General features: G+C 60.8%; 20 protein-coding genes and 1 tRNA gene. 3 read left to right on the top strand and 18 right to left on the bottom strand.

Features of this window, described 5'->3' with window-relative positions; genetic code table 11:
* Positions 1-71: 71 nt before the first annotated feature.
* From AC2CHD_RS13040 to AC2CHD_RS13060, 5 genes are all read right to left on the bottom strand, one after another.
* Complete coding sequence (locus AC2CHD_RS13040; RefSeq protein WP_484554022.1) at positions 72-3,413, bottom strand: error-prone DNA polymerase; 3,342 nt, start codon at positions 3,411-3,413, stop codon at positions 72-74.
* Positions 3,410-4,990, bottom strand: a complete 1,581-nt coding sequence (locus AC2CHD_RS13045) for a Y-family DNA polymerase (RefSeq protein ID WP_484554023.1) — start codon at positions 4,988-4,990, stop codon at positions 3,410-3,412. Before AC2CHD_RS13045 ends, AC2CHD_RS13040 begins: the two co-directional genes overlap by 4 nt.
* A complete protein-coding gene (locus AC2CHD_RS13050; protein WP_484554024.1) occupies positions 4,887-5,795 on the bottom strand; it encodes an ImuA family protein in 909 nt (302 codons plus the stop codon). The genes AC2CHD_RS13045 and AC2CHD_RS13050 overlap by 104 nt, the downstream gene beginning before the upstream one ends.
* Positions 5,792-6,700 carry an endonuclease III domain-containing protein gene (locus tag AC2CHD_RS13055; protein WP_484554025.1) on the bottom strand — a complete coding sequence of 303 codons (909 nt, stop codon included), beginning with the start codon at positions 6,698-6,700 and terminating at the stop codon, positions 5,792-5,794. The genes AC2CHD_RS13050 and AC2CHD_RS13055 overlap by 4 nt, the downstream gene beginning before the upstream one ends.
* A gap of 358 nt (positions 6,701-7,058) precedes the next feature.
* Positions 7,059-8,147 carry a GGDEF domain-containing protein gene (locus tag AC2CHD_RS13060; RefSeq protein WP_229447522.1) on the bottom strand — a complete coding sequence of 363 codons (1,089 nt, stop codon included), beginning with the start codon at positions 8,145-8,147 and terminating at the stop codon, positions 7,059-7,061.
* A gap of 325 nt (positions 8,148-8,472) precedes the next feature.
* Here AC2CHD_RS13060 and AC2CHD_RS13065 point away from each other — a divergent pair, with 325 nt between their 5' ends.
* Entirely contained in the window at positions 8,473-9,231 is a 759-nt protein-coding gene (locus tag AC2CHD_RS13065) for a GGDEF domain-containing protein (protein WP_229447521.1), read from the top strand.
* Positions 9,232-9,255: 24 nt separating this feature from the next.
* On the opposite strand, the gene AC2CHD_RS13070 is transcribed toward AC2CHD_RS13065, so the two are convergent.
* The 7 genes from AC2CHD_RS13070 to betI form a co-directional block, all read right to left on the bottom strand.
* Positions 9,256-9,801 (bottom strand): putative pterin-binding protein, encoded by a 546-nt coding sequence (locus tag AC2CHD_RS13070; protein WP_484554026.1) that lies wholly within the window; start codon positions 9,799-9,801, stop codon positions 9,256-9,258.
* Positions 9,802-9,922: 121 nt separating this feature from the next.
* Complete coding sequence (locus tag AC2CHD_RS13075; protein ID WP_484554027.1) at positions 9,923-10,150, bottom strand: hypothetical protein; 228 nt, start codon at positions 10,148-10,150, stop codon at positions 9,923-9,925.
* Positions 10,151-10,193: 43 nt separating this feature from the next.
* Complete coding sequence (locus AC2CHD_RS13080) at positions 10,194-12,155, bottom strand: TonB-dependent receptor domain-containing protein (RefSeq protein ID WP_484554028.1); 1,962 nt, start codon at positions 12,153-12,155, stop codon at positions 10,194-10,196.
* Positions 12,156-12,443: 288 nt separating this feature from the next.
* Positions 12,444-12,520 (bottom strand) — tRNA-Pro (locus tag AC2CHD_RS13085).
* Positions 12,521-12,577: 57 nt separating this feature from the next.
* Positions 12,578-14,041, bottom strand: a complete 1,464-nt coding sequence (gene betB, locus AC2CHD_RS13090) for a betaine-aldehyde dehydrogenase (RefSeq protein WP_484554029.1) — start codon at positions 14,039-14,041, stop codon at positions 12,578-12,580.
* Between the two features lie 79 nt (positions 14,042-14,120).
* Positions 14,121-15,773 (bottom strand): choline dehydrogenase, encoded by a 1,653-nt coding sequence (gene betA, locus AC2CHD_RS13095; protein WP_484554030.1) that lies wholly within the window; start codon positions 15,771-15,773, stop codon positions 14,121-14,123.
* Positions 15,766-16,368, bottom strand: a complete 603-nt coding sequence (gene betI, locus AC2CHD_RS13100) for a transcriptional regulator BetI (RefSeq protein WP_484554031.1) — start codon at positions 16,366-16,368, stop codon at positions 15,766-15,768. The genes betA and betI overlap by 8 nt, the downstream gene beginning before the upstream one ends.
* Positions 16,369-16,593: 225 nt before the next feature.
* Here betI and AC2CHD_RS13105 point away from each other — a divergent pair, with 225 nt between their 5' ends.
* On the top strand, positions 16,594-17,760 hold the full coding sequence (locus tag AC2CHD_RS13105) for an acetyl-CoA acetyltransferase (protein ID WP_292899922.1): 1,167 nt from the start codon (positions 16,594-16,596) through the stop codon (positions 17,758-17,760).
* Here the strand turns inward: AC2CHD_RS13105 and AC2CHD_RS13110 are convergent.
* Complete coding sequence (locus AC2CHD_RS13110) at positions 17,753-18,532, bottom strand: DUF3750 domain-containing protein (RefSeq protein WP_484554032.1); 780 nt, start codon at positions 18,530-18,532, stop codon at positions 17,753-17,755. The two genes, AC2CHD_RS13105 and AC2CHD_RS13110, sit on opposite strands and share 8 nt — an antisense overlap.
* Positions 18,533-18,594: 62 nt before the next feature.
* Between AC2CHD_RS13110 and AC2CHD_RS13115 the strand changes: the two genes are divergently transcribed.
* Entirely contained in the window at positions 18,595-19,599 is a 1,005-nt protein-coding gene (locus AC2CHD_RS13115) for an asparaginase (protein ID WP_484554033.1), read from the top strand.
* 277 nt (positions 19,600-19,876) lie between these two features.
* Here AC2CHD_RS13115 and AC2CHD_RS13120 read toward each other — a convergent pair whose 3' ends face one another.
* The 5 genes from AC2CHD_RS13120 to AC2CHD_RS13140 form a co-directional block, all read right to left on the bottom strand.
* A complete protein-coding gene (locus tag AC2CHD_RS13120) occupies positions 19,877-21,244 on the bottom strand; it encodes a TIGR03808 family TAT-translocated repetitive protein (protein ID WP_484554034.1) in 1,368 nt (455 codons plus the stop codon).
* A gap of 64 nt (positions 21,245-21,308) precedes the next feature.
* The gene (locus AC2CHD_RS13125; RefSeq protein ID WP_484554035.1) at positions 21,309-21,698 is read right to left on the bottom strand and encodes a type II toxin-antitoxin system death-on-curing family toxin; all 390 of its coding nucleotides are present in this window, start codon (positions 21,696-21,698) and stop codon (positions 21,309-21,311) included.
* Positions 21,695-21,916 carry an AbrB/MazE/SpoVT family DNA-binding domain-containing protein gene (locus AC2CHD_RS13130; RefSeq protein ID WP_484554036.1) on the bottom strand — a complete coding sequence of 74 codons (222 nt, stop codon included), beginning with the start codon at positions 21,914-21,916 and terminating at the stop codon, positions 21,695-21,697. Before AC2CHD_RS13130 ends, AC2CHD_RS13125 begins: the two co-directional genes overlap by 4 nt.
* A gap of 65 nt (positions 21,917-21,981) precedes the next feature.
* On the bottom strand, positions 21,982-24,108 hold the full coding sequence (scpA, locus tag AC2CHD_RS13135; RefSeq protein WP_484554037.1) for a methylmalonyl-CoA mutase: 2,127 nt from the start codon (positions 24,106-24,108) through the stop codon (positions 21,982-21,984).
* Positions 24,105-25,550 carry a methylmalonyl-CoA mutase family protein gene (locus tag AC2CHD_RS13140; RefSeq protein WP_484554038.1) on the bottom strand — a complete coding sequence of 482 codons (1,446 nt, stop codon included), beginning with the start codon at positions 25,548-25,550 and terminating at the stop codon, positions 24,105-24,107. Before AC2CHD_RS13140 ends, scpA begins: the two co-directional genes overlap by 4 nt.
* Positions 25,551-25,642: the final 92 nt, after the last annotated feature.

A 25,642-nucleotide genomic window follows, 5' to 3' on the forward strand; every position in this document is an offset into this window, starting at 1 on the left:
CCTTGTGTTCCTTTTTTCGAGATTGCCCCGACGAGAAGGAGCCGTCTGGTTACGCGGAAAGGCCTCTCCTTTCAATGGAAATTGCGGCCCTTGGGCAGCACGCGAACATCACGCGGATGTCGCCAGAGGTTGTGCGTGGTGTCAGGCTTCTCCTCCCGTGTCTCCACACCCTGATCGGACATTGCGGCCATCAGGTCCGGTGTCGTGTCGATGAGACGCCGCGCGACCACGTGGATGACATTGCTTTCCTTCTGCACAATGCCCTCAACCGTCACCATGCGCGCACCGAAGACGATACGACGAAAACGCTGAAAGACGCGCGGCCAGACGATGATGTTGGCGATGCCGGTCTCGTCTTCCAGCGTCATGAAGATGACGCCGCTGGCGGTGCCGGGACGCTGGCGTACCAGAACAAGGCCCGACACACGCACGAAGCGGCCGGCCGGGGTTTCGGCAAGGGCGCAGGTTTGCACGACGCGGCGCTTTTCCAGCTTTCGTCGCAGGAAGGAGACGGGATGCGCCTTGAGCGAAAGACCGAGCGTGCCGTAATCCTCCACCACCTGTTCGCCGGGAAGAAGGGCCGGCAGCGCGACGCTTTCCTCTTCCTGAAGGGGCGTTGCGGCTGCGCTTTTGGCGCTGGAAAAGAGGGGCAGTTCCTCCGCTGCCGTGCGCACGCCCTGATGGCCGCTCAGACCACGCACTTCCCAAAGGGCTGCGCGCCGGTCGAGGCCCAGCGAGCGGAAGGCATCGGCCTCGGCCAGCCGGCGCAGCGAAAACATGTCGATGCCGGACCGGAAATAAAGATCGCGCACATTGGCGAAAGGGCCTGCTTCACGAGCGGCCATGATCTTCAGGCCCACGGCCTCGCGCATGCCATCCACCTGGCGCAAGCCGAGCCGCAATGCATGGCTGATCGCACCAGGCTTTGCTGCCGGCTCCAGCGAGTGGTCCCAGGCGCTGTGGTTGATATCGACAGGTCGCGTCTCGCCACCATGGTCGCGAAAATCACGCACGATGGAGGAGGCAGAATAAAAACCCATGGGCTGCGAATTCAAAAGCGAGCAGGCAAAGACATCGGGGTAGTGGCATTTGAGCCAGGAGGAGGCGTAGGCGAGCAGCGCGAAACTGGCCGAATGGCTTTCGGGAAAGCCGTAATCGCTAAAACCTTTCATCTGGTTGAAACAGCGCTCGGCGAAATCGGGCGTGTAATTGTTGGCCAACATGCCTTTGATGAAATCCTCGCGGAACTGGTCGATCGTGCCTGTACGGCGGAAACTTGCCATGGCCCGGCGCAGACGGTCGGCCTTTTCCGGCGAGAAGCCGGCAGCCACGATGGCGATCTTCATTGCCTGTTCCTGAAAGAGCGGTACGCCGAGTGTCTTCTGGAGCACGGCACGCAATTCTTCGGAGGGGTAATCTACATCTTCCTCGCCATTGCGCCGGCGCAGATAAGGATGGACCATATCTCCCTGGATGGGGCCGGGGCGGACGATGGCGATTTCGATCACGAGATCGTAGAAGTTTTCCGGTTTCAGACGCGGCAGCATCGACATCTGGGCCCGGCTTTCGATCTGAAAGACACCAATCGTGTCGGCCCGCTGGATCATCGCATAGGTGGGCCCATCATCACGGGGCACGGAGGCAAGCGTGTGGGTTATTCCATAGTGCTCCCGCAAAAGGTCGAAACTCTTGCGCAGGCAGGTGAGCATGCCGAGCGAAAGCACGTCCACCTTGAGCATGTTGAGGGCATCGAGATCGTCCTTGTCCCATTCCACCATGGTGCGGTCTTTCATGGCGGCATTGGCGATGGGCACGATCTCGCTCAAGGGCGAGTGCGTGAGCACGAAACCGCCCACATGCTGGGAGAGATGACGCGGAAAGCCAATCAACTGCCTGACAAGCAGCAAAGTCTGGCGCAGCCTTGGATCGGTGGGGTCGAGACCGGCTTCGCGTATTTGGTCTGCGGCGGGCGTTTTTTCCGAATGGCCCCAGACAAGACCGGTCATGGCGGCCACCACGTCGGGTGAAAGTCCCATCGCCTTGCCTGCCTCGCGCACGGCGCTGCGCGTGCGGTAGGAAATGACAGTGGCGGCAAGCCCGGCGCGGTGGCGACCGTATTTGTCATAGATATACTGCATCACCTCCTCGCGCCGCTCATGCTCGAAATCGACGTCGATGTCCGGCGGCTCGCCGCGCTCGGCGGAAATGAAGCGCTCGAACAGAAGATCGATCTCGGTGGGGTTGACCGAAGTGACACCAAGGCAATAGCAGACAACCGAATTGGCCGCCGAACCGCGTCCCTGGCACAGGATTGGCGGCTCCTGCGTGCGGGCAAAGCGCACGATATCGTGCACGGTGAGAAAGTAGGCGGCATATTCAAGCTGGCCGATCAGCTTCAATTCATGGTCGATAAGAGCTCTAACTTTTGAGGGAATACCTTCCGGGAAACGCTCTTTTGCACCGAGCCAGGTCAGACGTTCCAGCTCTTCCTGCGGGGTGGCGCTTTCACCGTTCGATTCCTTCGGGTAGTCGAAGGACAACGCATCGAGCGAAAAACGGCAATCATCCATCAGCGCCACGGAGCGGGCAATGGCCTCCTCATGGCCGCGCAGGAGGCGCGCCATCTCTTCTGGCGACTTGAGATGCCGCTCGGCATTGCGCTCAAGGCGAAAACCCGCCTCATCGATGGTGCAATGGCTGCGAATGCAGGTGAGAAGATCCTGCAAGGGACGGCGCGCCGGCGTGTGATAAAGCACGTCATTGGTGGCGATGAGCGGCGTGCCGCAGGAACCCGCGAGCGCGGCAAGACGTTGCTGGCGGGCGCCGTCATTGGCCCGTCGATAGGGCGTGAGCGCCAGAAAGACATCGCCGGGAAAGAGAGTGGCGAGGCGGCGCAAGTTTTCCTCGAAATCGGCCCTGAAATCATAGGGGGGCATGGCAATGAGGCGCTGGCCATGGTCGAGCGCTGCAAGATTGTCCATATGCAGATGACACTCGCCCTTCGGCGCACGGCGGTTGCCATCGGTCAAGAGCCGGGTGAGCCGGCCATAGGCATCCCTGTCGGTTGGGAAACACAATGTTTCAAAACCATCCATGAGCACCAGGCGCACACCGACCACGAGACGGATTTTCTGTGACTTTGCCTCCACATGGGCGCGCACGGCGCCGGCCAGCGTGTTGCGGTCGGCGATGCCGATGGCTGCATGGCCAAGCCGGGCGGCCTCGGCCACCAGTTCGCGTGGATGGGAGGCTCCGTGCAGAAAACTGTAATTGCTGGTGACGCCAAGCTCGGCAAAGGCAGGAGATGGCGGAGCAGGGCGTGATTTCGGGATGGGTGTTGGGGCAGAAATGCCGCTCTCTGCTCCCTTGGGGTCTTCAAAGGCAATGACTGGCTCGGTGATTTTCTCACTCATGCGAAGACTCCGTGAAGGAACCAGCGGGGGGCTTCCTCATCGCGCTCGTAGAGCCCGTCGCGGAAAAGCCAGAAGCGCCGGCCTGCGTCATCCTCAATACGAAAATAGTCACGTGTCTTGCGGCTGGCGCCGAATGGCGCGCGCCACCATTCTGGCGCAATGCGCTCCGGACCCTCGGCGCGGACAACGCGATGCGCCACACGCCGCCACTCGAACCGGCTGGGTGGCCCGTCGGGCACTCCGGCAAGCGTGGTGACAGGTTCGGGTACAGGAAAGAGAAAGAGTGGCCGGGCAAAAGCTGCGCCATCCTGAATGTGCCGAAGATGCGCCTGCCAGTCATGGTCGCTGACCTTTCTGAGAACCGGAACGGACTGGCTTGCCCGCTCTGGCAGGAAACTCGCATGAGGGGCGGCGCGGGTGACATTCTGCGCGCCGAACCGATTGACGAGGCGGTCAAGCAGGGGGGCAATATCGCCAGTGCGTCCACTCTGAGGGCGGTCGCTCAGATCGTCCTGCCGCATGGCGAGGTTTTCCATGGTAAGGGCGGTGAGGCTGGCCGCCTCGAAACCGAAACCAGCGCGATCGGTGATGCGCTCGAGACGCTCGCCAAGCAGTTGGGCGAGGTGTCCAGCATCGCGCGTGGCTGTGCTGGTGGCAAGCGGCAGGGCCTCGAACCAGCCATCGACACGGAACAGGCGCAGCTCCACGCGACGCGCGCCTTTTCCAGCCTTTTCCAGCTTCACACACAGGTCGCATGCAAGGCGCTGAATGGCGATTTCGATTGCCTCCTGCGTGACAATGGGCTCGGCAAAACGGCAATGCGCGGCATGAAGAAGAGGCGGATTGAGCGGGCGAAAGCTTTCTTCCTCATGACCAAGCGCTTCGTCCAGCCGACGCAGGGCAAACGGTCCGAAACGGGCGGCAAGCGGTGCGCGCGGCCTGCCGATCAGGTCCCGCACATGTTTGAGACCCAGCTTCTCCATGGCCTCGACAGTGTTGTGTTCCAGCCGCAGGGCACACACGGGCAGGGGCGCCATGTGCATGTGGAGTGCGTCGCGCGATACGATGAGTTTTTCGGCCGGCGCGTGGCGGGCCAGCGCCCATGCGCCGCCAATGGTGGGCGCCAGCGCCAGCCGCGCGGTGAGGCCGAAGCCGTCGAGTTTTGTGGCCAGCGTGTCCACCAGTGCGGCCTCACCGCCGAAGAGATGGGCGCAGCCGGTGATGTCGAGGCTTACCCCGTCGGGGAAATCAGGCCGCGTGAAGGGTGAAAAACACTGGCACCAGAGCGCCAGGCGGATGAGCGCACGCTCGTCGCCCTGAAGATCGGCATGAGCGACCCTGAGGGCAGGGTAAATGGCGCGCGCATCCGCCAGAGCCATGCCCGGCGAAAAGCCGAGCGCTCCGGCTGCCCGGTTGAGAGCAGTGATACGCTGTCCATTGTCCGTGGTGGAGACGAGGACCAGCGGCTCATTGTCACGAGGCTTCTGCCCATCTCCGGGAGGCGTCGCGCTGCCAGTGCGCGTGATCCGCCGCTCGATCGGCCAGCGGGGCAGGAAGACGGAAAGAAAGCGTTTCATGATCCCACTCCACATCCCAGTGTTGCGATAAACGGCGGGAGAGGCCTTGCCTGCATTTGAGAAGCTGAAGCCGCCAGTGCGGTGCGCCAGGCCCTGCCTGACCGGGGTAGAGCGTATGGCTGGGCAGAGTGCTGACAGACCAGCGGGTTTCAGCAGCTGTGTTTTCCGCGCAGGCATGGCGATCGCGCATGAGGAGGGCCGTGACGCCATGACGTGCCGCCCGCAGGCCAAGCCGGCGGCTGGCGGCAAAGTCATAAGCGCGGGCCTTGTCCGGCAAGAGGCCGGCGACTGCGGCAAGAGGGGCGTGGGAAAGCCCTTCCTCAAGCGCCCAAAGCACATCGATCGGCTTGCGCGCCTCCACCTGAATCATTCGGTTCGGGTCGAGCCCGAGCGCTGCAAGTCCGGGTGGGTAGAGCGCGGCCTCACGATTGGCCATATGGTTCGGCACCACCCATAATATCTTTCCCGGCCGTTCGCGCAGAAGCCGTGCCAGAAGACAGATACCGAAGCCGATTCCGGCAGTGAAATCGCCATGGCCGGCCGGCAGGACCTCGTGCAACGCGCCGGTCTTGAGACCGTGACCGGGCAGGGCGCTGTCAAGCACTTCCAGCCCGAGCGGAAGAGAGGGGCGGGGCGCTGAAGCAAACCTTTCCTGGGGGGCAATGCGGCCGCGCAGGGCCTCAAGAACGCTGCCCATTTTTTCGGGTGGTGTCGTGGCTGCTCTTTCTCTGCTGATCTGCGGAACAGGGCTGGAACCAGGAGGAAGAGTTTCCTGAACTGGCTTCACTTCAACGGCCTGTTTCATGGCGCAGCCTCCTGGCGTAGCCCGAAAGGCGTGCCAGGCCCCACGGAGTTCTGCGCCATTGGCCGCATCGTCGATTTTTCCGGATTCAAGTTCTCAGCATCCGCCTTCAGAATACTGATTGGATTCACCTTTTCTCTCTTGTCAGGGAGGGGCGTCGGCATGCGAAGAAAATCTTCCAGCAGACGCTCAGGCTGGTGCGCCGGGTTGCGGACGCCATGAGCGCAAAGCCTGGCGAAAGGGCACGCCATCCTGTTTTTTCTGGCGCAAAAGTTTCGTCCAAGCTCCTGCATCAGAATGTGATGCTGTTCGGTCTCTCCCGCTCCCCACCGGTCAGGAAGCTGCCGGTTGAGAAGGCGAACCGACCGCTCCGGCGATGCGTGTTCGGGGACAAGGCCAAGGCAGCGGGCGGCTCGCCAGTGGGCGGTGTCGACGACGAGGATGCGCTTGCGCAATGTGCTCATGTTTAGGGTGGCCGTGCTGGTCTTGGGGCCGACGCCATAAAGACGCTCGAGCCAGGCGAGCGCATCATCGACCGGCCAGTTATGGAGGAAATCGAGACTGAGGCCTCCGCTCAAGCTGGCGATTTCCTGCAGCGCGCGAGGCAGAGCTACGGCTTTGCGATCGGCGTGGGTAATGCCTTCGAGCAGGAGGTCCACTTCATGAAAGGAAGCCTCGGCCAACCGAACCCAGGAGCCCTTGAGTCTTGCCACTTCGAAATGTTCGACGAGCCTGACAAACACTGCCAATGCTGTTTCATTGCGTGTTCTGCCGCTGAGCATCGCCAGAAGCATTTGACTGACCGGATCGAGACGCACAAAAGCCTCGGGCGGTCCGAAGACAGCCAGCAAGCGCTGATGGAGACTTTCGAGCCGGTCGAAAGGCACAAGAGGCAGGGTGTATTGCATCCCCACACAATAAGAACAAAAAGAGAACAAATCAATCGTTCTCTGCCCCCCCAAAGGGAAGTGTGTGGAGAAATAAAAAGCCGCCAGACGCTCGGCCCCACGGCAGGCACGAACTGTCTGACGGCTTACTCCAGCGCTCTTATGGCGTTTTCCTGGAGAGTCCCCTCCGGACTCTCAGAAAGAGAAGCATCAAGCGTGCCAAACTCGCACCATGCCGTTTTTTCGCGGTTTTTCATGGGGTTGGCGAGATGCGGCTGGTTGTCTGAAAAGTGTTTCGAACGTTGTGTTGACGCACAGGCGGGCACGCTGCCCAGAATAGAGGCAGGACGTCCTTTCCGTATTGGAAAAGCTTTCAGTTTCAGACAGCCACTTCCAAACGGTTGCGTCCGGTGGATTTGGCACGGTTGAGCGCCGTATCCGCCTGCCCGAGGGCGATCCAGAAACTTTCCTTGCGCGGCAGCGGCGTGTGCAGCCCCACACTGACGGTTAGCTCAATTTCGATACCGTTCAGATGAAATGGTGTTTCAGCAACCGCTTTCTGAATACGCTCTGCTAGCCCGAGGGCGCGTTCAGCATCGTAAGCCGGCAGAACCAGCGCAATGGCCTGACCTCCGAAACTCGCCACCATGTCCGTCTGCCGGACAGCGGACTGAACGACTGAGGCCACATGGCGTAATGTCTGCTCGCCGGCCGCATGACCATGCGCTTCCACCACCTGGTCAAAGGCATCGATATCGATCAAGGCCATGGAATAGGGCTGCCCCGCCCAGTTCATGGCGGCTGCAAGTTCCGGCCCCAGCTTGTCGAAGACGCGTCTGTTCAATAGTCCGGTGGCGGTATCCGTGGTTCCCAATGGTGCCTCCTTCAAGCGCTGCGGACCGACATGCGAGCGCTGCAATTCGAGAATGCGGCCAACGACCACCGCGGCGACGACATTGGCGACAATAGCAACAGGAGCGACTTCCCCCAAGACCTTCATGGCGATTTCCCTCGGCAAGAGGAAAACGGAGATCAAAGCGACCGACGTCAGAAGCCCCACACCGGCCAGCGCCGGTATCGACACCCGCCGTCCCTTCACCATCTGGGCGAAGGCGACACTGACAACACTGCAGATCAACACCGCAAGCACACTGCTTGTCACCGCGGCCCCGCCGAGCCACAGACGGCCGAGGACTGCAACCGCAGTGGTGGCAGTTAACGTGATCCAACCGCCATAGGTCATTGCAAGAACGACAAAGACATTGCCAATGTCGAAGGAAAGGCCCGACGAAGACGCAGCTGAGAAAAAGGCTGGGCCGACTGCACCCACCGAAAACAAAACAGACACAAGAAGATGACGCTGCAGCGATGTGAGGGGCAGCCTGGCCGCGCGCTCGTAAAGAAGCGCTGCGATAACGGCGACCCCCAGACCTTGAAGGAACTCGGATGCCAGAGAAAGCATATCCATAAGGTCTATCTCCGTAGATGCCTTATTTATTGCCGGAACATGGCAAGCCAGTCCAAGGTATTGAAAACACTTACTTTCATATCGTTGGTCAACGACAGTGTTTTTAGGTTTCCAACAGAAACCGACAGGATTCCAAAGGCAGCAAAACGCGCCATTTCTTCCACTGCTCGACAGTATGACTGATAAGGCGGAAGAATGACAATAAAATCCCGACATGCGGGTTCGTTTTCAGAAAAGGGGCTCGGCGGAAAGAAGGGCCTTCCGTAAGGTAACATCCTCTTTACGAGATCGGATTAATCCTATGCCGGCAAAATGGGGCGGTGGGATGAGTTGGTTTCAGGCGGTATTCGACGGGTTTTATAAACTGCGGATCTGGCAGCAGGCCTGCTTTGTCACGCTGTTTTCCGTTGTGGCGGCTGAAGCGCTGACCTTTGTTTTCTACTCTATCTTCTTTTCAGAGCGGCTTTTGCTTGATCTGATGCTGACTGCGCTCATCACTGTCGTGATCGCCTATCCCATCTCCTATGTCTTCCTGCGCAAGACAGCGATGGTTGCCGAACTGGCTGCGGAGCTCGACTTGGCCGCGACCACGGATTTCCTGACAGGTTTGCGCAACCGGCGGGATTTCATGCGGATTGCCGGTGAGACGATCAACTCGACAGCATCATCTGCCGGCGTTGTCCTGATCATCGATGTGGATCATTTCAAGCGCATCAATGACCGTTTCGGCCATGCAGAAGGGGACCGCGTTCTCGTGCTGATCGCGGAGGCCATCAGGCAAAGCGTGCGCACAAACGATGTCTGTGCCCGCATCGGCGGAGAAGAGTTTGCAGTCTTCATGCCGGGTGCGGATCTGCCGCTTGCACGCACGATCTGCGAACGCATCGCCATCACCTGCCGCCTGGTCGGTTGCGGTGCCAGCGTCGAGGGAATCTCGACGACCGTCAGCATCGGCGTTGCGGTTCATGGGCCCCTGCAGTCTCTCGACGAGGTCATCAGGGAAGCTGACACGATGCTCTACAAGGCAAAGCAGGGCGGACGTGACCGCTTCATGCACCATGCACCACGTGACATTGTAGCGTAGCCTTGGCTGCATCCCGCCTTAAGGTCACTTGACCTCGATGTGAAACACCGACCAGACCCAGCTTCGTTCCTCCTCTTCCGGCGCTTTTCGGCCACCCGTGTCATAAACGAGCCATAAGGGGCCAAATCCACCGATCCCCAGCGGCTCTCCCTCTACCTTCATGGCAAGAACCCAGTCGCGCGAATCCATTTTTTCCGCGCTCATCTCCAGGCCAAAACCATCAAGAGCGTAGAGTGTGGTGGTTGCACCCGATGCACCGGCCGTGGCCAGTACATCTTTCAGGAGGGGGCCTTCCATCGCAAGGGGACCCGGCCAATCTTCAGTATCCGCGTTCACAGTAACGGTGTGCTGCGGCAGAGCTGCCAGCGTGTCCCAGTCGAACGTATAGGCTTTCTCAAAGGTCTTGTCGTGAAACTTGAGAAAACCGTCAAAGAAGGGATCGAATGCTTCGCGGTTTGTCTTCTCAACCTGACCCGTGACGGTGAGGATTGTGCCTTCGGCAAGCACCGGGGTGGCGGTGACGGCAAACATTGTCAAAGCAGTGAATGACGAAATCAGCAGGCTGCGCATGGTTGCCTCCCTTTTCGATATCAGAATTGACCCAGACGGGAGATGTCAAGGGGAAGGGTCCATGGAAGCCGCATACCACCTCCGCCTGGCCGTGCCGAAATTGGACGACATGCCTTGAGAGCTATATGCCAGCACCTGGATTTCCAGGCCATTTACCAGCATCGATCGCGGCGTGAAGCGCTCGTGCCTTGGCCAGCCATTCTGCACGCACGGAGGGAGGTTGCAGCTTCCAGGTTCCGCCCTGCAGGGCATCAAACATGGTCTTTGCTGTAATTTCCACTTTGTCCATGATGTCAGAATTAGCGCCACGCCGCACGGCGGCAATGGCGCTAACGATGATTCCTGACATGCACCTTCAGCAGCCGCTCACCTGATGGATGGAGCAGCGAGGCTCAAAAGCGGCCGGTCAGGGAGAGCTTGAACGAGCGCCCCGGTTCCTGGAGTGGCGCAACATTCGCGAATTCCTGCCCATAGGTGGCGCGGCTGACATAGGCTGCGTCAAACAGGTTGTTCACCTCGCCACGCAGCGTCAGATGCGGCATGGCATCGGGAACATATTCCACGAAGGCATTGACGACTTCATAAGAAGGGAAGGGCGCGCCACGACCGCCGGTGTCGGGATTGTAGGTGTCCGTCTCCTCAAGCACGAATCTCGCATTTGCTCCGACCGTCAAACCCCAGTCTGCAAATGTGTGTGCGGCCTCCAGCGTGATGTTCTGCCCGATTGGCGTGGTGAGGTAACGTCCCGTGTCGGTATCTGCGGGGTTGCCGTCGATCTCGGCATCGATATCGGCATATCCGATGCGCAGGAAGCCGTCTTCCCAGCGGTATCCGGCGCCGAGCTCATAGCCCTGCGCACGCAGGTCATGTTGCAGATGAGGACCGGCACCGTAGCTTGGTGCGCGCGCATTGTCGATGTCCGTGCGGAAGATCTTGCCTTCCACCCAGAACCCCTCATGCTCGGCCCGCAATCCGGCAAAGACATTGTTGGCCGTCACGGGATCTATGCCTTGGGAATAATCCCAGGCGGGGTTCAGGATAAAGTTTTCAGCGAGCGGAATGCCTGCCCAGACATGTGACACACCTGCGCTCGCCGTCAGGAAGGAGGTGACATCGAACTCACCGGAGATGTTGCCCGAAAGGCCAGCATTGTCATCCTTGTAGCCATTCACGCCTTCAAAACGCTGGAAATCGGCACGACCGCCGAAGGACAGCCGCATGCGTTCGGTCAGGTCGAGGCGGGCCTGCGAATAGACGCCGAAATTCGTGGCTGTCTCGCTTCCGACAATGTTCTCCGACGGGTCGGAGAAATCCCGGTAATCGAGACTGCCTGTATCTCTGTAGAAATCGAGACCCGCAACCACAGAGCCCCTGTCGAAGGCAAAGCGATTTTCAATCTTGCCATTGAAACTGTCAGTCGTGCCGCGCGAACGGGTGCCGGTCTCGGGGATATCCAGATCGGTGACGCTGTAGGCGAGTTGAACTGTCGGGTCCCACCAGCCTTCGGGCATCTCATTGGTGTAGGTGAAAACGATGTTCTGGCGGGTCAGGTCGTATACCCGGCTTGCAGGCACGGGCCGGCGACCTGATATGACGCCAACATTCGCGCGGTAGGGGCGCACATTGTCGTCCTTCACATGCTCATAGGAGAGTTCGAAACGGTGCCCCGTCGGCGCTTCATAGGCAAGCTTGCCCAGACCGCTCAAAAGTCCGGTCTCCGAGCCGACGATCAGATTGCCATCGCCATCCGTGCGCAATCCGCCATCGGCGTATTTCAGGAAGCCCAGAGCCTCAAAACCCTGAGATTGACCATAGGCTGCGGCGCTGCCGGTGAAAATGTCGCCATTGCTGTCATATTCCCCCTTGAGAAATCCGCCGAACTGGCGCCCGGGCAGGAGCAGATCCTGCACATCCATGGTTTCATACGAAACCGCGCCAGCCAGTGCGCCCGGACCGGCATCCGCAGGGGCGACGCCCGGATCGATGCTCACCGCCTTCAGAAGGGCAGGGTCGATAAGGGTCGTCGCGTTGTGATGGAAGATCTTGTTGTTCTGGCGGCTGCCGTCGATGGAGACCGACAGATTGGTCTCTTCGACACCCTGTACATAGAGTTTCTGTGAGACCGGCAACGAGCTGCCGACCGAGATGGACGGTTCGGAGGCGAAGAGGTCCTGCAGGTCTGCGGGATTCAGGCGCTCGATATCTGCATCGGTCACATCAACCGTGTTGCTGGAATCTTCGGTTGTGTGAATGACAATCCGGTTTAACTGGGTGGTGTCGTCGTCCTGTGCGTTTGCGCTCAGGGAGAAGAGACTGGCGGACGCCGCCAGCAAGACAACAAAGTTACGATGCATGCCAAGCCCTCAAATTTCAACGGTATTCAAGGTGGCTTGACGTATTGCTCTGGCTTCCTTCAGAGGTGAAAAGACATATATGATAATAATTATCAAGTTTACGGGGGCGTTTTTGCCGGGAGGGCTGCTGAGCGTGACAAATATGTCACCTTGTTGAAGTGGTGGCTTGCGACCCACGCGTTCCGCCCACGCCGCCAGGGGCGAGCGACAGTTCCAACTGTAATACTGAACTGAGAAAACTAGCCGCGCCGTGTGACCTGAAAGTCACTGAGATAGGCTCGGAAAAACTGGTCGGAGTGGCAGGATTTGAACCTGCGACCCCCTCGTCCCGAACGAGGTGCGCTACCAGGCTGCGCTACACTCCGTGACCAGACGGCGGGCTTATAGCTGCCGTCTTTCGACTGCGCAAGATCAAACCGTCATCAATATGGGCTTTCTACGTCTCCCATTTCCACATAGACGGATTTGACCTGTGAATAATGGGCAAGTGCCGCCATGGCGTTTTCGCGCCCGAAGCCGGATTGCTTCACGCCGCCGAAGGGCAGCTCTACCGGCGTGAGATTGTAGGTGTTGATCCAGCAGGTGCCGGCCTTCAGCGCCCCGATCACGCGGTGGGCGCGGGCGAGATCCCTCGTGAAGACGCCGGCTGCAAGGCCAAAAGGCGTGTCATTGGCGCGCTCGATCACCTCGTCCTCGTCGTCGAACGTCAGGATGCTCATGACCGGACCGAAGATCTCCTCGCGGGCAATGCGCATCCGGTCTGTGACGTCGGTAAAGATGGTCGGTTCGACATAAAAACCGTCTTCAAGGCCCTGAAGCCGTGGCGCGCCACCGCCATGGTGCAGGGTTGCGCCGTCCTCGCGGCCGATCTCGATATAGCGCAGCACCTTGTCATATTGCGCCTTGCTGATGAGCGGGCCGAGATGGGTCTCGGGGTCAAGCGGATCGCCCAGGCGAATGGCGCTGGTGCGCTCTGTGAGGCGCGACAGGAACCGCTCGTAGATGCTGCTCTGAACGAAAACGCGCGTACCGTTGGAGCAGATCTGGCCCGTCGAATAGAAATTGCCGAGCATAGCGCCGCCAATGGCGTTTTCCAGATCGGCATCGTCGAACACGATGAGAGGTGATTTGCCGCCGAGCTCCATCGTGGCCGGCTTCATCTCGCCGCCGGCAAGCGCCTGCACCTTTTTGCCGGTTTCGACCGAGCCGGTGAGCGAGACCTTGGCGACCTCGGGATGGGCGACAAGAGAGGCACCGACATCGCCCAGCCCCTGTACCACATTGAAGAGGCCGTCGGGCAGGCCGGCCTCGGTGAAGATTTCGGCGAGCCGGAGTGCGGAAAGCGGGGTCACCTCGGACGGTTTGAACACCATCGCATTGCCCATGGCGAGGGCGGGACCGGATTTCCAGCCGGCAATCTGGATCGGATAGTTCCACGCGCCGATGCCGACGCACACGCCCAGCGGTTCACGGCGCGTATAGCCGAAGGAACCGCCAAGCTCGACCTGCTCGCCATTGAAGGCGGCGACAGCGCCGCCGAAGAATTCGAGCGCCTCGGCAGCGGAGGGGGCGTCGGCGACAAGCGTTTCCTGCAGCGCCTTGCCGGTGTTCAGTGTTTCGAGCTTCGCCAGTTCCTCATTGTGCTCGAGCAGGAGGTCTGCCGCCCGGCGCAGGATACGGCCGCGCTCCACCGGCTTCAGCCTGGCCCATGTGGGCTGGGCGGCGCGGGCTGCCTCCACGGCGAGTTCGACAATGTTGGGCGTTGCCGAATGGACGCGGGCGATAATCTCGCCGGTGGCGGGATAGACGACCTCGATCACCTCGCCCTGTTCGTCTTCGACATGGCGGCCATTGATGTAGTGCGATGCTTTGGGTTGCGCGCGCATGAACTCTCCAGTCTTTGGAACGGAACATCGTTTCATGGAACAGCGTTCCCGATCCATTCAATTTTTCCGCAAGAATGTTTTAGCGGTCGGCTTCCCGCCAGCGCGGGTTGATCCAGGGGTCCTGATTGGACGGGCTGAGTGGCGTGCGACCGAGAATATGGTCAGCCGCCTTCTCGCCGACCATGATGGACGGGCCGTTGAGATTGCCGTTGGTGATACGGGGGAAGATCGACGAATCCGCGACGCGCAGACCTTCCACGCCAATCACCCGGCATTCGGAATCCACCACGCTCATGGCGTCATCTGCCGATCCCATCCGGCAGGTGCCGCAGGGGTGATAAGCGCTTTCAGCGTGTTCGCGGATGAAGGCGTCCAGTTCCTCGTCGCTTTGAACAGTCTCGCCCGGCGCTATCTCGCGGCCACGATAGGGGGTGAAGGCATCCTGCAAAAATATCTCGCGGGTGAGGCGAATGCAGTGGCGGAAGTCGCGCCAGTCGTCCGGATGGGACATGTAGTTGAAGCGGATCTCCGGCTTCTCCCAGGCGTCGCCCGACCGAAGACGGATTGTGCCGCGCGATTTTGAACGCATCGGCCCGACATGGGCCTGAAAGCCATGGCACTTTGCCGCCGCCTTGCCGTCATAACGGATGGCGACAGGCAGGAAATGGAACTGGATGTCGGGATAATCGACCCCGGCGGCGGAGCGTACGAAGGCGCCGGCCTCGAAATGGTTTGAGGTGCCGAGGCCTGATTTCAGGAACAGCCACTGCGCGCCTATCAACCCTTTGGAAAGGAGATTGAGCTTTGAGTAGAGCGTGATCGGCTGAAGTGATTCCTGCTGGATATAGAGTTCCAGATGGTCTTGCAGATTGGAGCCGACACCGGGGCGATCCGCCACCACATCGATACCATTCTCGCGCAGGTGCTTCGCCGGCCCGATGCCCGAAAGCATCAGGAGTTTTGGCGAATTGATCGAGGAGGCTGCGACGATGACCTCATGTCGCGCTTTAACGACCTGAATCTTTTTGTGAGCTTCGATCTCGACGCCGATGGCGCGTTGATTCTCCATGACAATACGCCGGGCGAAGCCATTGACGAGACTCACATTCTTTCGCTTGAGCGCGGGCTTCAGATAGGCATTGGCGGTGGACCAGCGCCGCCCCTTGTGGATGGTCTGCTGGAGTGCTCCGAACCCTTCCTGCTTGGAGCCGTTGTAATCTTCCGTGGTTTCGAAGCCCGCCTGGCGCCCGGCCTCGATGAAGGCTGAAAAAAGCGGGTTGTCGCGCGGTCCCTTGCGGACATGGAGCGGGCCTTCCGTGCCGCGCCAGCCGGGCTCGCCATCGGCCATCGTTTCCATGCGCTTGAAATAGGGGAGGACGTCCGCAGAAGCCCAGCCGGTCGCACCCTCATCTGCCCAGTGGTCGAAGTCGCGCGCGTGGCCGCGCACAAAGACCATGCCGTTGATGGAGGAGGAGCCGCCGATCACCTTGCCGCGCGGTGTGGCGAGCACGCGGCCGCCTAGATGCGGCTCCGGTTCGCTCTGAAAGCCCCAGTCATAGCGCGCCATGTTCATGGGGAAGGAGAGGGCTGCGGGCATCTGGATGAAGGGGCCGAAATCGCTGCCACCATATTCAATGACGATGACGGAGTTTTTGCCGTCTTCGGAAAGGCGGTAGGCGAGCGCGGCACCCGCGGAGCCGGACCCGATGATGACGAAATCGGCCTCATGCATGGGGCTGGCTCCGGCGGGAGGGGTGCGGGGCAAGGGCCATGTCGAGATAATCTTCGACAAGGGCGATGGCTGCGGCGGAATCCTCGACGCCCTCGCCGAGCGCGCGGCGGAGATAAAGACCGTCGATGAGGGCGGCGATGGCGCGTGCGGTACGGATGGCGCTTGCGCGCGGAAGGTGGGTAAGCCCGCTCATCAGGTCGCTGTGAAGGCGGTGAACATAGATGCGGAAAAGGCGGCCGAGTGCAACATCGCGCCGCGCCTCCACATAGAAGGCGAGCCATGCGGCGATGATCTCGGGGCGAAACTGATCGGTCGACAGGTTCACCGCGATGATAGCGCGGACCCGTGCGGTGCCGGAAAGGGGCGCGATGGCCGCGCGGACCTCATTGCCCAGCTGTGAAAGGATGTGGCGCATCGTTGCGAACAGAAGATCATCCTTGCCGCCGAAATAGTGGTGGGCAAGGGCTGTCGAGACGCCGGCCCGGCCGGCAATGTCCGACATGGTGACGTTGAGCGCGCCGCGCTCGCCAATGGCGCTGATTGCCGCATCGATGAGCGCGCGTCGGCGTATGGGTTCCATTCCGATCTTGGGCATGGGGTGCATTTATTATTGATTGACCAATCAATCAAGGAAATTTGTCGGGCTTCATGGGGAGAAGACCACGCTCCAGGGAGCGGACTTGGATGGAACGTCAGGCAGAGAACAGGGGCTTTGCAGAAAATAGTTCATGCTTGAACAAAGTCGACGGCGGATTTATGGTGCCGCTCACATGTTTGCTCTAATCTGCGGCACAGAATGCCGCGCTCCGGGAGAGACGAGATGACCGCATGCATTGTGGGCTGGGCCCATTCAAAGTTCGGCAAGCTGACCGATGACACGCTTGAAGGGCTGATCGTTCAGGTGGCGCGCGAGGCGCTGGACCATGCCGGCATCGGGCCTGAGGATGTGGACGAGATCGTGCTCGGCCATTTCAACGCCGGTTTCTCACCGCAGGATTTTACCGCCAGCCTTGTCCTGCAGGCCGACGACCGGCTGCGTTTCAAGCCGGCGACACGGGTGGAAAACGCCTGCGCGACCGGCTCGGCCGCTGTGCGGCAGGGCGCCCGCTCCATCGCTGCGCGCGACGCCCGCATCGTGCTTGTGGTGGGCGCGGAGCAGATGACGAAAACACCCGGTCCGCAAATTGCAGAAAACCTGCTGAAAGCGTCCTATTTACCGGAAGATGGCGAGATTCCGGGCGGTTTTGCCGGCGTTTTCGGAAAAATCGCCGATGCATACTTTCAGAAATATGGCGACCAGTCGGATGCGCTGGCGACACTCGCGGCCAAGAACCACAAAAACGGTGTCGAGAACCCGTTTGCGCAAATGCGTAAGGATCTGGGTTTCGACTTCTGCCGGCAGGAGAGCGAGCGCAACCCCTATGTGGCCGGTCCGCTGAAACGCACCGATTGTTCGCTCGTTTCGGATGGTGCGGCGGCGATTGTCCTGGCGGACACGCAAACCGCACTTTCGATGCGCCGCGCAGTGGCGCTCAGGGCAAACGAGCATGTGCAGGACTTTCTGCCCATGTCGAAACGCGACATTCTGAAATTCGAGGGGTGTGAAGAAGCCTGGAAGCGCGCGTTGAAAAGCGCGGGCGTGACGCTGGACGACCTCTCTTTCGTGGAGACCCATGACTGCTTTACCATTGCCGAACTGATCGAATATGAGGCGATGGGGCTGGCAAAGCCGGGCGAGGGCGGAAAGATCGCGCTCGAAGGCCAGACCGAGAAGAACGGGCGGCTGCCTGTGAACCCCTCAGGCGGGCTGAAGGCCAAGGGGCACCCGATCGGCGCGACCGGCGTTTCCATGCATGCGCTGACGGCGATGCAGCTGACCGGCGAGGCCGGCGGCATCCAGATCCCCGACGCAAAGCTGGGCGGTATCTTCAACATGGGTGGCGCGGCGGTCGCCAACTATGTGTCGATCCTCGAGCGGATCAAATAGCGGGCTGTTCTTTCTCGCCGGCGGTCGCTGACGGCCACAGTTCGACGCGGCCAAAGCCCGGCACCTTGAGTGCCGGGCGGCGCAGATCGAGGCCTGCGACCAGCCCCAGAAAATGCAGCTCGAAACCGGAGCGCAGGCCGGCGGCGATGCCTGCAAGCCCGCCGAGCGAAATATGCACATCGCTCCAGTCTGGCGTGTGATCAAACGCGAAAAGGCCGGGACGATAATCGCGCCCGACAGCGGTCGGTGGCAGGGCGATGTCGAGATCCGGCACACTGCGCAGCACATGCGCGGTGAAGGAGTTGGAGTTTGGTCCAGGCCAGATCCCGTAGTCGCCACGCTGCGAGAAGGGATAGCTGGCTATGGCCGCTTCCACTTGCGGCATGAGGCGTTCGGCTTCCTCTCCTGTGATCGCGGCCACGACATAGGGCGTGTTGGAATACCAGCGCCCATCTGCCGGATAGGCGTTGCGGCGCACGGGGCTTCCCCAGCCGACCTTGTCATAGCGGTCATAGCTCGATGCATTTGCACGTTTGAGCACGAGCCAGCTATGGACGGACAGGGCGCCCTTCATGCCGCCGGTGCGCGCCGCCATGACATAGATCGCTGCCCTTGGGTCATCGGTTGCGTGTGGAAGAACGCCGCTCGCCGACCAGTCGGCGCTGCGCCACGAGCCCGGCCTGTCCTGTATGGCCCACCATGCCAGCGAGGCGAAGGCCGGCAGAATGAAGACAAGGGTGATAAACAGCAAAGTCCGCTTGAAAAATCGCATGAGGGCCAGTCTATTGCGGTCGGCTTGATTTGAAAGTGAATCCCGCAAAATACGGTGAAAACATGGGCAATCCGGTTCTGGTCGAAGTGCTGCGCGGTAACGTTGTCGAGAGCAGGCACCGTGGCGCCATAGCCGTGTTTGATGCGGATGGCGGAAAGGTGATGAGCCTTGGCGACGTCGATCGGCCCGTGTTTCCACGTTCTGCCGTGAAAGCCATTCAGGCGCTGCCTTTCGTGGAAAGCGGGACGGCGGATGCGTTCGGCTTCGGCAATCGGGAAATTGCGCTTGCCTGCGCATCGCATTCAGGCGAGCCGGAGCATGCGGCGCTGGCGATCTCCATGCTTGAGCGGGCAGGGCTTGGAAGCGATGCGTTCGAATGCGGGGCGCATTGGTCATCAGAGCAGCATGTACTGATCGCGCAGGCGCGCGATCTCGTGGAGCCGACGGCGGCGCACAACAATTGCTCGGGAAAACACGCGGGTTTCCTGTGCACCTGCGCGCATCTCGGCCATGATCCGCAGGGCTATGTGGCGCTTGGACACCCGGTGCAGGACTCCGTGAAGGCTGCAATGGAGGCGGTGACGGGTGCAGCGCACGAGACCGATCTCTGCGGCACGGACGGCTGCTCCATTCCCACCTATGCCGTGCCGCTGAAGGCGCTGGCGCACGGGTTTGCGCGCATGGCGACGGGGACCGGGTTCGCGGCCGAACGTGCGAAAGCCGCAAAGCGCATATTTGCCGCCTGTATGGCTGAACCGTTTTATGTGGCAGGCAGCGGGCGCGCCGATACGCTGATGATGGAAGCGGGCAAGGGGCGCATCTTCACCAAGACGGGTGCCGAAGGCGTGTTTTGTGCCGCAATTCCGGAAAAGGGTATCGGCATCGCGCTCAAATGCGATGATGGGGCCACGCGTGCCGCAGAAGTGATGGTCGCCGAAGTGCTGGCGCAGCTTCTGGATGGTGATGCATTGGCCGAGACGCTGCGTGAGATGGCGCGGCCGGTTCTGACCAATCGACGCGGGTTCGAGGTGGGAGGGCTTCGGCCCTCGGAAGCGCTGGTCGGATAGGGCGTTTAGAGCGTACCCGGTGAAAACAGGACCCACGGTGAACGGCATCGGTCTGCGTTGACTTGGTGCGTGGTTCGACAGGCTCACCATGAGGGAAGGAAGCGGTTTCACACCGTTGCGCCGCCGTTCCGCTAGCCTTTGTGGCAGCGACCACTTCCTTCATGTTGAACAAAGCCCTCCCTCATGGTGAGCTTGTCGAACCACGCACCGCCCTTGGCCACGCAATCATTGCGTGCCCTGCGCGGCGAAGAGGATCGCGGCAAACTTCCGCAATGTCCTAATCAGCCCGATTGCCTGCAAGCGTCAGATGCGAGATGGCTTCGATGCCGGATTTCAGCAGATCGCCGGTGGCGGGCTCTGCCCAGCGATGGCCGACGACCGCGCCATTGGGTGTATCCTCGAAAACATTGCCGGAAATGACGGCTTTTCCCGAACCTTCGACGACGGAAACGATGATGCCTGTTTTCGCCTTCCGGATGACGTTGCCCGAAGCGGTGACGTTGCGCAGGAAGGGGCCCCAGCCCATGCGGATGCCCGCAAGCGGCGCGTTTTCGATGATGTTGCCGGTGACCGTGCTGTCGGCCTCCACGTTGATGCCGATGCCAAAACCGGCCATGGGCGAGGGGTAGGGGCCATCTGCCGAAAGATTGCGGATGATGTTGCCCGTGCAGGCGCAGAGCCGCCCGCCCTTGTCGAAATTGGCCATGGAGATGCCGTGGGCGGCACCATCCACGAGATTGCCCGAGATGACCGCGCCCTGAAAGGCGAACTCTGCGTATAGCGCGGTTTCACCCGAGCGCAGGCAGGTGTTGCCGGATATCTGGAGATTGCCGGCGCTGTTGCCGCGTATGGCTGAGAAGGCGCAGTCCGCAATTTCATTTTCTGACACACGGATATTTTCGGCGCGATAGGCGTTTATGCCATTGCCATACTGGCCGGTGCCGCCCCTGTCGGCGCGGATGCGGCTGATGCGGTTTCCAGAAACACGGCTGCCGTCCGCGCCTGGAGCGCTGCGGTGAATGAGAATGCCGCCATTTCCGCAATCGGAGACGGTGTTTTCGATGACATCAAGGCCGCTCGAATCGAGTGCGTAGAGTGCGTAGTCCGCAATGTCGGTGATGGCGCAATCGCGGATTTTTCCCTGTGTGCGGCGGAGCGAGAGGCCATTGCCGCCGCTGTTGGCGAAGGTGCAGGCTTCGATGGAAAGGTGCAGTGTACCGTCAATGTCGAGCAGGCCGCCGCCTGAACCGGAAGGCGGCATGAGCCTGCCGTCGAATGCGAGGCCGGAAAGCGTAAGATGATTGCCCTCCCGCCCAGTCAGCAGCGACCCCAGATCATCCTGTTCCAGAAGGGTGGCGCCGGGAACACCGACAAGGCGAGCTTGGCGGGGCAGAACGAGACTTGAAAGACGATAACGACCCGGCGGCAGGAATACGGGAATGGCTTCCGCGCTTGCGCGTTCAAGCAGGGCCTGGAGGGCAGAGGTCTGGTTTTGGGCTGCGTTGGGTGTGAGCCCGAATTCGGCTGCGTTTGCGGCACCCGTTGCAGCGCGTCGCAGTGCGGCGTCAGCGAAGGCCGCACGCGGCATGGCAAGGCCGAGGACGGCAAATCCTGCGGTGGCTTTCAACAGGCGGCGGCGGTTCATATTGGTACAACTCCGACTTGGTCTGCTGTTGCCGGCTGTTAAATGCAGGTTTTGTGCCGCAGCGTCAGGTGTCTAGCGGGACGGTATGGTCGCGGAAGAAACGGGCCGCGCCTTCTTCGTCGATCTCACCGGCGGCGAGGTCCATCACGAAAGTGTAAAGCAATCCGTCATTGGCGGTCATGCGGTAGCCGTGAAGCAGGAGAAACGTACCCGCTGCAACGATTGCCGTGCGTTTGTTGCCATCCACAAAGGCGTGGTTTCGTGCAAGACCGAATGCGTAGGCGGCGGCGAGCGCGTGGACGTCCGGCGTTTCATACAGGGCCTTGTTCTCTGCTCTTGCGAGAGCGGATTCAAGGGCGTTTTCATCGCGGACGCCGCGCGCGCCGCCGTGCCTGCGCAATTGCTCTTCATGCACTGCTTCTACGGCAAGCCGGGAGAGGAATGTCCAACTCATTCGGCGAGCTTTTGCAACGCGACCTTATATTGATCCATGAACTTCCGCGCCGCTTCCATCTGACGTTCGAACTGATCGTCGGTCGCGGCGAGAGAGACGCCATTGTCAGTCTCGGTGAGCACCAGTTGGTCTCCCGACTTCAAGCCTTTCCGCTCAAGCACCTCCTTCGGCAGGATGACACCTTCCGAATTGCCGATCTTGCGAATGGTCACGTTCATGGCTTTGGCTCCGTCTGTTATAACTTAAGGTATAACATGGCGCCGTCCATTTCAAGATCAGGGCGTCAGCCTGCTTTCAGCAGGCGGTCGAGCAGTTTTTCGGCGGCTTCGGGAATGACCGTTCCGGGCGGGAAAATTTCGGCAGCACCGGCCTCGCGCACGGCTTCGAAATCGTCGGGCGGGATGACGCCGCCGGCCACCAGGAGAATGTCGCCATGGCCGCGTTTTTCAAGCGCTTCCTTAAGTTCAGGAATAAGGGTCAGGTGACCGGCGGCAAGCGAGGAGGCGCCGACGATCTGCACGTCGTTGGCAATGGCAAGCTCGGCCACTTCCTCCGGTGTCTGGAACATGGCACCGACCGTGACCTCGAAACCGAGATCGCCAAAGGCGGTGGCGATGACCTTCTGGCCGCGATCGTGCCCGTCCTGACCGATCTTGGCAATTAAGATGCGCGGGGCGGATCCGGTCTTCTTGCGGAATTTTTCCACCTTCTGCTGCGCCTGTTCAAAAGCGGTGAGGTCGCCCACCTCCTTGCGGTAGACGCCGGAAATGGTGCGGATTTCCGCGACATGACGGCCAAAGGCCTTTTCGAGGGCGGAGGAGATTTCACCCACCGTCGCGTTGGCGCGGGCGGCGCGAACGGCGAATTCGAGAAGGTTTCCGTTCCCGGCGGCCGCATTGGTCAGAGCTTCCAGCGCGCTTTCGGTTTCGGCCACGTCGCGTGTGCCCTTGAGCTGCTGCAGCTTGGCGAGCTGGCGGGCACGCACTTCGGCGTTGTCCACCTTGAGCACGTCCACCTTGGTGTCGCGCTCAGGCTGGAAGCGGTTGACGCCCACCACTGTCTGTTCGCCGGAATCGATACGTGCCTGGGTGCGGGCTGCGGCTTCCTCTATGCGCATTTTCGGCACGCCGTTTTCGATGGCTGCCGCCATCCCGCCGAGGCTTTCCACCTCCTCGATGTGCTTGAGCGCACGATGGGCGAGGTCGTGGGTGAGGTGTTCGACGAAATGGGAGCCGCCCCATGGGTCGATCATGCGGGTCGTGCCTGATTCAAGCTGCAGGATGAGCTGCGTGTTGCGGGCAATGCGCGCGGAATGGTCTGTCGGCAGCGCCAGCGCCTCATCAAAGGCGTTGGTGTGGAGCGACTGGGTGTGGCCCTGGGTGGCGGCCATGGCCTCGACCATGGTCCGCACGATGTTGTTGTAGGGGTCCTGTGCCGTCAGCGACCAGCCGGAGGTCTGGCAATGGGTGCGCAGGGAGAGCGAACGCTCCTTTTTCGGCGCAAAGTTCTCCTGAAGAAGTGTCGCCCAGAGAAGGCGCGCGGCGCGCATCTTGGCCACTTCCATGAAGAAGTTCATGCCGATGGCCCAGAAGAAGGACAGGCGCGGCGCGAAACGGTCGATGTCGAGCCCGGCGGCGATGCCGGCACGGGCATATTCGATGCCGTCGGCGATTGTGTAGGCAAGCTCCAGATCCGCCGTCGCACCGGCTTCCTGCATGTGGTAGCCGGAAATCGAGATGGAGTTGAATTTCGGCATGTTCTCCGCCGTATAGGAGAAAATGTCCGAAATGATCCGCATGGATGGTTTGGGCGGGTAGATATAGGTGTTGCGGACCATGAACTCCTTCAGAATGTCGTTCTGAATGGTGCCCGAAAGGTCTTTCTGAGCGACACCCTGTTCTTCCGCCGCGACGATATAGAGCGCCATGATGGGCAGAACAGCGCCATTCATGGTCATCGACACGCTCATTTTATCGAGCGGGATGCCGTCGAAGAGCTGGCGCATGTCGAGGATGGAATCGATGGCCACACCGGCCATGCCCACATCGCCGGCCACGCGCGGGTGGTCGCTGTCATAACCGCGATGGGTGGCAAGGTCGAAGGCGACCGAGAGGCCTTTCTGCCCGGCTGCCAGATTGCGCCGGTAGAAGGCGTTGGATTCCTCCGCCGTTGAGAAGCCCGCATATTGGCGGATCGTCCAGGGGCGGCGCGCATACATGGTGGGGTAGGGGCCACGAATGAAGGGCGCGGCGCCCGGATAGGTGTCGAGAAAGCGCAGCCCCTTCAGATCGTCCTGCGAATAGAAGGACTTTATCTCGATGCCCTCAGGCGTGGCCGTGGGGGGAGCCTGAGGCGGGAGAGGCGACGTTTCCGGATCCGACCAGTCAATGCTGGCAAAATCCGGAATCATGCGATGCCTCCTCCGGTCTCATCGTGCCGCTGGGCCAAAAGCGGCTGGCAGCGCACGGCTGCCGTTTCTCCCGAGAAGTCGGGCGATTGCGCATCCAGTGTCTTCACCGGGCGCTCTTCGGCCGCTGGATAGATCGTGGTGCCGACAATGGGTTTCTTGCCATCGTTAATGCGTTGTTCGCGGCGCTCGCGCATTTCCAAAACACGTTCCTGAATGTGGCCGTTCATCAGGCTGCGCAGCACGCCGCCTTCGCTCTCGATGCGGCGGAACTCGTCCCACGCCTTCTCGCAAAGGGCCGCAGTGAGCGTTTCCATGCCGCCGGCGCCGGCGGCTGGATCTATGATCAGGTCGAGATGGCTCTCGCCCGACAGGATGAGCTGCGTGTTGCGGGCAAGCCGCCTTGCATCTTCATCCGGCAGACCGTGAACGATGGTGTGCGGCAGGACGGACAGCGAATCGGCTCCGCCGACGGCGGCAGCGAAGGCTGCGATGGTTGTGCGCAGCGTGTTGGTTTCGGGGTCCTTTGCCGTCATCATCCGATAGGAGGTTTCGGCGTGGATCGTGGCCAGAGACGGCTCGATGGAGCAGGTCTCCTGAACCCGCGCCCACAGCCGGCGCAAGGCCCTGATCTTGGCAATCGACAGGAACTGGTCCTGATCGACGCAGAGCGAGAAGCCGATATGCGGCGCGGCATAGACCAGCGGCTGGCGGGCCTGTTCGAACATGCGCAGATGCGAGACGGCGGAAGCCAGCATGATGCCAAGCTCCTGCGCCTCCGATGCGCCCGCATTGTGGAACACACGGCCATCGCCCTCAAGCAGGATGCCGGGCAGGTCCATGGCGAAGAAGCCTGCAAAGGACTGCGGCATGGACGCTTCGAGCGCCTCGATCGACATGCGCAGCTTGCCGGTGCCGGCGAAGGTGGCGGCCGGCGAAATGCCGAAGGACAGTGTCATGGCGGCCGGGTTGATGCGGCGCTCGGTGAAGATCTGGGTCAGCCAATCGACGACGGCGCGGCTGCTGGGATTGGCATCCATGCGCAGGTAGAGCCCCTGCAGGTCGATGCCTTCGAGCGCTTTGGCGACCGCCTCGGGCGTAGCTGGAAGGCCATAGCCGAATGCGTTGGGTGCGCCTTCGAAAACGAGAGCGAGGCCTGTGGCACCCTGAGCAATGTCTTCCTTTGCCTGACGGTTTGCACGCACCGGATCGGGATCGTCCATGCGCTGGACCGCTGCCCAACCGGACTTATCGCGCCCCCGGGCGAGTGGCTTGGCATCTTGCATGCGCTCATAAAGTGCGCGCATGGAAATGTTGTCATCCGTCTGCCAGGAAAGCGCCTCGGGACCGGCTTCACCTTTCAGGGACTCGATCACGAGATCGCGCCAGCGCTCCTGGTCGATCTGAGGAAATTTCACCTTTTTCAGGATCGCGCGATCCATCATGCCTCCCGCTTCGCCGTTGGCCCGGAAATCTGTCCGCACAGCCGGCAACAGACCTCAAGGGCAACCAACCTGTCATTGCCAGGGAAGTTTAG

This window comes from Nitratireductor sp. ATLC21 (assembly GCF_057196525.1).